This is a genomic window from Kitasatospora sp. NPDC032150 (assembly GCF_055579945.1).
In genome coordinates this window covers 384843-392120 of sequence record NZ_JBVIMH010000002.1, presented here as the reverse complement: position 1 = coordinate 392120, position 7278 = coordinate 384843, and the positions used below count along the sequence as shown (strand labels likewise).

Here is a 7278-nt window from a genome sequence, read left to right as displayed (position 1 = left end):
TTGTGTTTTGTTTTTTTCGTTTGGACAACCACCATCGGGGTTTCCCCCCCCCCCCCCCCCCCCCCCGGCCCCCCACAGGGAAGCTAGACCAGACCGGTCAGTTCATCGGCCCGACGCACTCGCCGGGAGCGCGGCCACTCACCCGTTCGGTCTCCAGGGCGCTCTGCAGGATCACCACGGCCGCCGCCTGGTCGATCACCGAGCGGCCCTTCTTGGAGCTCCGCCCGGAGGCCCGCAGGCCCTGGGCGGCGGTGACCGTGGTCATCCGCTCGTCCACCAGACGGACCGTCACCGGGGCGATCAGCGCGGCCAGCCGTCCGGCGTACGCCCGGACCTTGGCCGCGGCCGGGCCCTCCTTGCCGCTCAGTGAGCGGGGCAGGCCGACCACGACCTCGATCGCGTCGTACTCCTCGACGATCTCCTTGAGCCGCGCCTGGGAGCGGCCCCCGGCGGGGACCGTCTCCACGGGCGTGGCGAGCAGCCCGTCGGGATCGCAGGACGCGACCCCGATCCGGGCGTCGCCGACGTCCACCGCGATCCGGCGACCCCGACGGAAGACCTTCTCCTCGCCGAACATCAGCTCGCGCGCTCCGCGACCAGGGCGCGGACGGCGGCGATCGCCTCGTCCACGGCGGCCGGGTTGCTGCCACCGCCCTGGGCGACGTCGTCCTTGCCGCCACCGCCGCCGCCGAGGGTCTTGGCGGCGGTGCGGACCAGCTCGCCGGCCTTGATGCCGCGCGAGCGGGCGTCCTCGTTGGTGGCGATCACGGTGAGCGGGCGGTCGTTCGCCACGGTGAAGGCGGCGACCACGGCCGGGCGGGAGCCCAGCCGGCCCCGGACGTCCAGGACCAGCTTGCGCAGCTCGTCCGCGCCGGTACCGTCGGCGACCCTGGCCGCGACCAGAGCGACGCCCCGGACGTCCTCGGCCGAGTCGGCGAGACCGGCGGCGGCCGCGAGGACCTTCTCGGCGCGGAAGCGCTCGATCTCCTTCTCGGCGTCCTTGAGCTTGGCGAGCATGCCCGAGATCTTCTCCGGCAGCTCCTCCGGGCGGCCCTTGACCAGCTCGGTCAGCTGGGAGACCACGGTGTGCTCGCGGGCCAGGAACTTGTACGCGTCCACGCCGACCAGCGCCTCGACGCGGCGCACGCCGGAGCCGATCGAGGACTCGCCGAGCAGCTTCACCAGGCCCAGCTGGGCGGTGTTGCCGACGTGGGTGCCACCGCACAGCTCCTTGGAGAAGTCGCCGATGGTGACGACCCGGACCTCGTCGCCGTACTTCTCGCCGAACATGGCGATGGCGCCGGCCTTGCGGGCCTGGTCCATCGTCATGACCTCGGCGGTGACCTCGAGTTCACGGCCCAGCACGTCGTTGATCTTCTGCTCGACGTCGACCAGCACGCTGCCCGGGACGGCGGCGGGCGAGCCGAAGTCGAAGCGGAAGCGGCCGGGGGCGTTCTCGGAGCCGGCCTGGGCGGCCGTCGGGCCGAGCGCGTCGCGCAGCGCCTGGTGGGTCAGGTGGGTCGCCGAGTGCGCGCGGGCGATCGCCCGGCGGCGCTCCACGTCGATGGTGGCGTACGCGGACGCACCGAGCACCACCTCGCCGAACAGCACCCCGCCGGAGTGCACCATGACGCCCGGGACGGGCTGCTGCACGTCGCGGATCTCGACCACCGCGCCGGACTCCAGCCGGATCCGGCCGTGGTCGGCGAGCTGGCCACCGCCCTCGGCGTAGAACGGGGTGCGGTCGAGGATGATCTCGACCTCGTCGCCCTCGGAGGCGGCCGGCGAGGGAACGCCGTCCACCAGCAGGCCGACCACGGTGGCCTCGCCCTCGGTGAGGGTGTAGCCGGTGAAGACGCTCGCGCCGGACTTGTCGGCGACCTCGCGGTACGCGGCGACGTCGGCGTGGCCCATCTTCTTGGCCTTGGCGTCCGCCTTGGCGCGGTCGCGCTGCTCCTGCATCAGGCGGCGGAAGCCGGCCTCGTCCACCTGGAGGCCCTGCTCCTCGGCCATCTCCAGGGTGAGGTCGATCGGGAAGCCGTAGGTGTCGTGCAGCTTGAACGCCTGATCACCCGAGAGGACCACGCCGCCGGCCTGCTTGGTCTCGGTGACCGCGGCGTCCAGCAGGTTGGTGCCGGCCTTCAGGGTCTGCAGGAAGGCCGCCTCCTCGCCGATGACGACCGTCTCGATGCGCTTGCGGTCGGTCTCCAGCTCCGGGTACTGCGGGGCCATCGCCTTGATCGCGATGTCGATGAGCTCCTTGGCCACCGGCTCGGTGGCGCCCAGCAGGCGCATGTTGCGGATGGCGCGGCGCAGGATGCGGCGCAGCACGTAGCCGCGGCCCTCGTTGCCGGGGGTGACGCCGTCGCCGACCAGCATCAGCGCGGTGCGGATGTGGTCGGTGACCACGCGCAGCGAGACGTCCGACTTGTGGTCGGCGCCGTAGGTGTGGCCGGTGAGCTCGGCTGCGCGGTCGAGGATCATCCGGCTGGTGTCGATCTCGAAGAGGTTGTCGACGCCCTGCAGGATGGCGGCGAGGCGCTCCAGGCCGAGGCCGGTGTCGATGTTCTTGCTCGGCAGGTCGCCGAGGATCTCGAAGCCGTCCTTGCCGTCGCCGTGGCCGCGCTCGTACTGCATGAAGACCAGGTTCCAGATCTCCAGGTAGCGCTCGCCGTTGACGGCCGGGCCGCCCTCCTCGCCGTAGGCGGGGCCGCGGTCGTAGTTGATCTCCGAGCACGGGCCGCACGGGCCGGGGACGCCCATCGACCAGAAGTTGTCCTTCATGCCCAGGCGCTGGATGCGCTCGGCCGGGACACCGATCACCTCGCGCCAGATCTGCTCGGCCTCGTCGTCGTCCTGGTAGACGGTGATCCAGAGCTTCTCCTCCTCCAGGCCGTAGCCGCCGTCCGCGACGGGAGCGGTGAGCAGCTCCCAGGCGAACTTGATGGCTCCTTCCTTGAAGTAGTCACCGAAGGAGAAGTTGCCGCACATCTGGAAGAAGGAGCCGTGCCGGGTGGTCTTGCCGACCTCCTCGATGTCCAGGGTGCGGACGCACTTCTGCACGCTGGTGGCACGGGTGAAGCTGGGCTTGACCTCGCCCAGGAAGTACGGCTTGAAGGGCACCATGCCGGCGTTGACCAGCAGCAGGGTGGGGTCGTCGGCGACCAGGGACGCCGATGGAACGACAGTGTGCCCGCGCTCCTCGAAGAATCGCAGCCAGCGGCGGCGGATCTCTGCCGACTCCATCAGTGGTCCTTCCGGTTGGGTGTTCCGCCCGGCAGCTCGTCGAGCCGACGGGGCGTTGCAGCTATGGCTTGGGGGGTGGTGCCTTGGGCGGTGGTACGAAGACCGCGGGACGGGGGCAGGGCGGCGGCCGGGGAGCCCGGCGCCGCCGAGATAGCTCGGTACTGGGGCTCGGCCCGAAGTGCCCGGCCGCCCGCGAGGCGGCGGCGCTGCGGCTCGACCACGGCGGTGCCGTCCAGGCCCAGGTCGGCCTTGAGCTGCTCCTCGCGCTCGGTCATCCCGCTGCGGACCTCGGCGGCGAAGCCCTTGGCCAGGTCGCCCAGGTGCAGGGCACCGCGGACCGCGGTGCCCTGCAGGCTGTCCGGGGTGAGCCTGCGGGTGGCCTCGTCGGCCTTCTTCATGGCCCACACGGTGGCACCGGCGCCGACGGCCATCCAGAAGATTCGTCGGACCATCGTCAGCCCCTCACGGCTCGCCGGACACGGGAGAGCAGGCCGCCCCGCGGCGCGGTGGCCGCCCGGACCTCCGCCCGGATCAGCCGGGCCAGTTCCTCGCGCTCACTCGGCTGCTGCGGGACAGTCAGTCCGGCCTGCCGGCGGTTCACCGCCTTGCGGACGCCGTAGCTGAACGCGGCGACCTTGACCAGCGGGCCCCCGATGGTGGCGGCGACGGTGGAGGAAAGCGCGTTCGCGTTGGCGGCGGCGTCCTGCACGTTGGCGGTGATCTCGTCCACCCGCTCCAACTGCTCGTTGGCGCTGCGGACGGCCGCGCCCGCGTCCACCAGCAGCGGTACGGCCTGTTCGGTCACCGCGGAGACCAGGACGGTGGCCTCCTTCAGCACCCGGGAGAGCCGGACCAGCACCACCGCGAGCAGGGTGACCAGGACCGCCCAGAACACGGCCACCAGCAGGCCGGCCAGCTCTCCCACGGACACCTTGCGCGCTCCCTCGCCTTGCAACTTCCTCAGAGGGGAACCCTACCGTGACCACGTGCGGTTTCCCGACCGGATTCCCCTCCGCAACCGATCTTGCGCACAGGGGTGCCGCTCCGGGGACACGGCAGCTGCGCGCCCCGTCCCTCACGGCCGGGGCTGGCCCGCGCGCGGCTTCCACCCGAAAGCGCCGCCCGCCCTACCGGTGAGTCCGCCGTGACCTGGGTGTCGGCCGCGTCGTCGTCGCCTTCGACGATCGTCCAGGACCGGGGGCAGCGCATGGAGAACCAACCGAGAACACCGAACCGGCAGGCCGCGCCCGGCCGTCCCGAGGCCCTCCAGCGGCTCCCCGCCGAGCTGACCAGCTTCGTCGGCCGCGGCGGCGAGCTCGGCGCAGTGGCCGGTCTGCTGCGGCTCTCCCGGCTGGTCGCCGTCACCGGCCGCGGCGGCGTCGGGAAGAGCAGGCTGGCGCTGCGCGCCTCCGGCGAGGTGGCGGGCGGCTTCGCGGACGGTGCCCGGCTGGTCGAGCTCTCGGGGCTGCGGGACCCAACGACGAGTGAGGAAGCGACCGAGGAAGACATGGAGAGGCTCCGGAAAGGGGTGAACCCCCGCAGCCCGAAGGCTGCGGGGGTTCGGTGCCGCAGGGGCACTGCTCGCGGGTCAGCGCGAGTAGTACTCGACGACCAGCTGCTCGTCGCAGACGACCGGGACCTCACGACGCTGCGGGAGACGGTCCAGGCGGAAGGCCAGGGCCTTCAGGTTGACCTCGAGGTACTTCGGGGTCTGGCCCTCGCCCGCGTTGCCACCCTCACGGGCGATCTCGAACGGGGTCTTGGCCTTGCTGCGCTCGCGGACGGTGACGACGTAGCCCGGCTTCATCTGGAACGACGGCTTGTTGACCTTGCTGCCGTTGACCTCGATGTGGCCGTGCACGACCATCTGGCGGGCCTGGTAGATGGTGCGGGCGATGCCCGAACGCAGGACCAGGGCGTCCAGACGGGTCTCCAGCTCGGCGATGAGCGCCTCACCGGTCTTGCCCTGGACCTTCTTGGCACGCTCGAAGGCGCGGGCCAGCTGCTTCTCGCTGAGGTCGTACTGCGCGCGCAGACGCTGCTTCTCGGTCAGACGGACCTTGTAGTCAGAGTTCTGCTTGCGGCCACGGCCGTGCTGGCCGGGCGGGTACGGGCGGGCCTCGAAGTACTTGACGGACTTCGGGGTCAGCGGAACGCCCAGCGCACGGGCAATCTTGACCTTGGGGCGCTTCTGGTTCGCCATGAACCATTACCTCTCTTGCTTTTCGAATACGGCTTCACCAGGTGTTGACGGAGGTTGCTCCTCGCGACCCGGAGAAAACCATCCGGGGATGGTCAGCCGCTCTCCGAGGCCGGGCACATCTGTGCTTGCACACGTACGGCCCACCGCCCATGGGGTGGTGGGCTGCCCGCGACACCGAAACCGGTGCGCAACGCTCCTTGCACTACCCCCGAAGGGGTAATCGGCCGTCGCCCCGCTGGTGCGGCCGGTCGGTCGGGTCTACACCCCACCGCCGGGCCCGGGACATGGCACTCAGAGCGAGTATACCGTCGATCACTCACGCCCACGGACCACTCCCGGCGCCCCCGGGAGGGCAGGGCCGGACCGCCGGAGCGCGGCGCCCCCGGAAAGGGCGCCGCGGGAGGCGGCCGGGCGGCGTCACTCGCCTTTGAGCCTGGCCCTGGTCCACTCGACGATGTCCGCGTAGCGGGCCTCCCCGCCGTGCCTGGTCGGGTGGTAGTACTCCTTGCCGTGAACGGAGTCCGGCGCGTACTGCTGCGCCGCGATTCCGCCGGGCAGGTCGTGCGGGTACTGGTAGCCCTGGCCGTGGCCGAGCTTGCTGGCGCCGCCGTAGTGCGCGTCCCGCAGGTGCGGCGGCACGGCACCGGCCAGCCCCTGCCGCACGTCGGCCAGCGCGGCGTCGATCGCCAGGTACGCGGCGTTGGACTTGGGCGCCAGCGCGAGCGCGATGGCGGCCTGGGAGAGGATGATCCGCGCCTCGGGGAAGCCGATCAGCGCGACCGCCTGGGCGGCCGCGACGGCGGTGGGCAGCGCGGTCGGGTCGGCCAGGCCGATGTCCTCACTGGCGGAGATCATCAGGCGGCGGGCGATGAAGCGCGGGTCCTCACCGGCCTCGATCATCCGGGCCAGGTAGTGCAGGGTGGCGTCCACGTCGCTGCCCCGGATCGACTTGATCAGGGCGCTGGCGACGTCGTAGTGCTGGTCGCCGTCCTTGTCGTAGCGGACGGCGGCCTGGTTGACCGCGGTCTCGGTGGTGGCGAGGGTGAGCGTGGCCTCGCCCTTCTCCAACGCCGCACCGGCCGCCGCCTCCAGCGTGGTCAGCGCCCGGCGGGCGTCTCCCTGGGCCAGCCGGACCAGGTGGTCCTCGGCCTCGGCGCTCAGCTCCACGCTGCCCGCCAGCCCCCGCTCGTCCACCACCGCGCGGCGCAGCAGGGCCCGGACGTCCTCGTCCGTGAGCGACTCCAGGGTGAGCAGCAGGGAGCGCGAGAGCAGCGGGGAGATCACCGAGAAGTACGGGTTCTCGGTGGTGGCGGCGATCAGGGTGACCCAGCGGTTCTCCACGGCGGGCAGCAGGGAGTCCTGCTGGGCCTTGGAGAAACGGTGGATCTCGTCCAGGAAGAGCACGGTCTCCCGGCCGGTCATGCCGACGGCCCGGCGGGCACCGTCGATGACCGCGCGGACCTCCTTGACCCCGGCGGTGATCGCGGAGAGCTCGACGAAGCGGCCCTCGACTGCCTGGCTGATGACATGGGCGAGGGTGGTCTTGCCGGTGCCGGGCGGGCCCCAGAGGATCACCGAGCTGGTGGCGGCGGGGCCCTTGGCGCCGGAGACCAGGCGGCGCAGCGGCGATCCGGGCTTGAGCAGCTGGCGCTGGCCCGCGACCTCGTCGAGGGTGCGCGGGCGCATCCGGACGGCGAGCGGGGCCCGGCCGGGCTCCTTGGCCTGGCGTTCCTCGGCGGCTGCGGTGAAGAGGTCCGGTTCGTCCACGCGTGAAGCTTAGACCGGGGTGACCGTTCCGACCGCGGCATTTGGTTCGAATTTGAACCGGA

Annotated in this window: 6 protein-coding genes; all 6 read right to left on the bottom strand. The window is 71.7% G+C overall.

Annotated features, from left to right (window positions below; translation table 11 throughout):
• Positions 1–97 precede the first annotated feature (97 nt).
• The 6 genes from ruvX to ACZ5ON_RS04100 all read right to left on the bottom strand — a co-directional run bounded on the left by ruvX (position 98) and on the right by ACZ5ON_RS04100 (position 7216).
• Positions 98–577 carry a Holliday junction resolvase RuvX gene (gene ruvX / locus ACZ5ON_RS04125; protein ID WP_465585162.1) on the bottom strand — a complete coding sequence of 160 codons (480 nt, stop codon included), beginning with the start codon at positions 575–577 and terminating at the stop codon, positions 98–100.
• A complete protein-coding gene (alaS, locus tag ACZ5ON_RS04120) occupies positions 577–3246 on the bottom strand; it encodes an alanine--tRNA ligase (RefSeq protein WP_465585159.1) in 2670 nt (889 codons plus the stop codon). Before alaS ends, ruvX begins: the two co-directional genes overlap by 1 nt.
• Positions 3246–3698, bottom strand: coding sequence for a DUF6167 family protein (locus ACZ5ON_RS04115; RefSeq protein WP_465585156.1), 453 nt, complete (start codon positions 3696–3698; stop codon positions 3246–3248). The genes alaS and ACZ5ON_RS04115 overlap by 1 nt, the downstream gene beginning before the upstream one ends.
• Before the next feature lie 2 nt (positions 3699–3700).
• On the bottom strand, positions 3701–4177 hold the full coding sequence (locus ACZ5ON_RS04110; protein WP_465585154.1) for a DUF948 domain-containing protein: 477 nt from the start codon (positions 4175–4177) through the stop codon (positions 3701–3703).
• A 657-nt stretch (positions 4178–4834) separates the two neighbouring features.
• Positions 4835–5449 carry a 30S ribosomal protein S4 gene (rpsD, locus tag ACZ5ON_RS04105; RefSeq protein ID WP_344637185.1) on the bottom strand — a complete coding sequence of 205 codons (615 nt, stop codon included), beginning with the start codon at positions 5447–5449 and terminating at the stop codon, positions 4835–4837.
• Positions 5450–5866: 417 nt separating this feature from the next.
• Positions 5867–7216, bottom strand: a complete 1350-nt coding sequence (locus tag ACZ5ON_RS04100) for a replication-associated recombination protein A (protein ID WP_465585150.1) — start codon at positions 7214–7216, stop codon at positions 5867–5869.
• Between the last annotated feature and the right edge of the window lie 62 nt (positions 7217–7278).

Excerpts from the sequence above, each read along its gene's own strand:
- ruvX (WP_465585162.1), bottom strand. The coding sequence starts at position 577 with ATGTTCGGCGAGGAGAAGGTCTTCCGTCGGGGTCGCCGGATCGCGGTG.
- alaS (WP_465585159.1), bottom strand. The coding sequence starts at position 3,246 with ATGGAGTCGGCAGAGATCCGCCGCCGCTGGCTGCGATTCTTCGAGGAG.
- ACZ5ON_RS04115 (WP_465585156.1), bottom strand. The coding sequence starts at position 3,698 with ATGGTCCGACGAATCTTCTGGATGGCCGTCGGCGCCGGTGCCACCGTG.
- rpsD (WP_344637185.1), bottom strand. The coding sequence starts at position 5,449 with ATGGCGAACCAGAAGCGCCCCAAGGTCAAGATTGCCCGTGCGCTGGGC.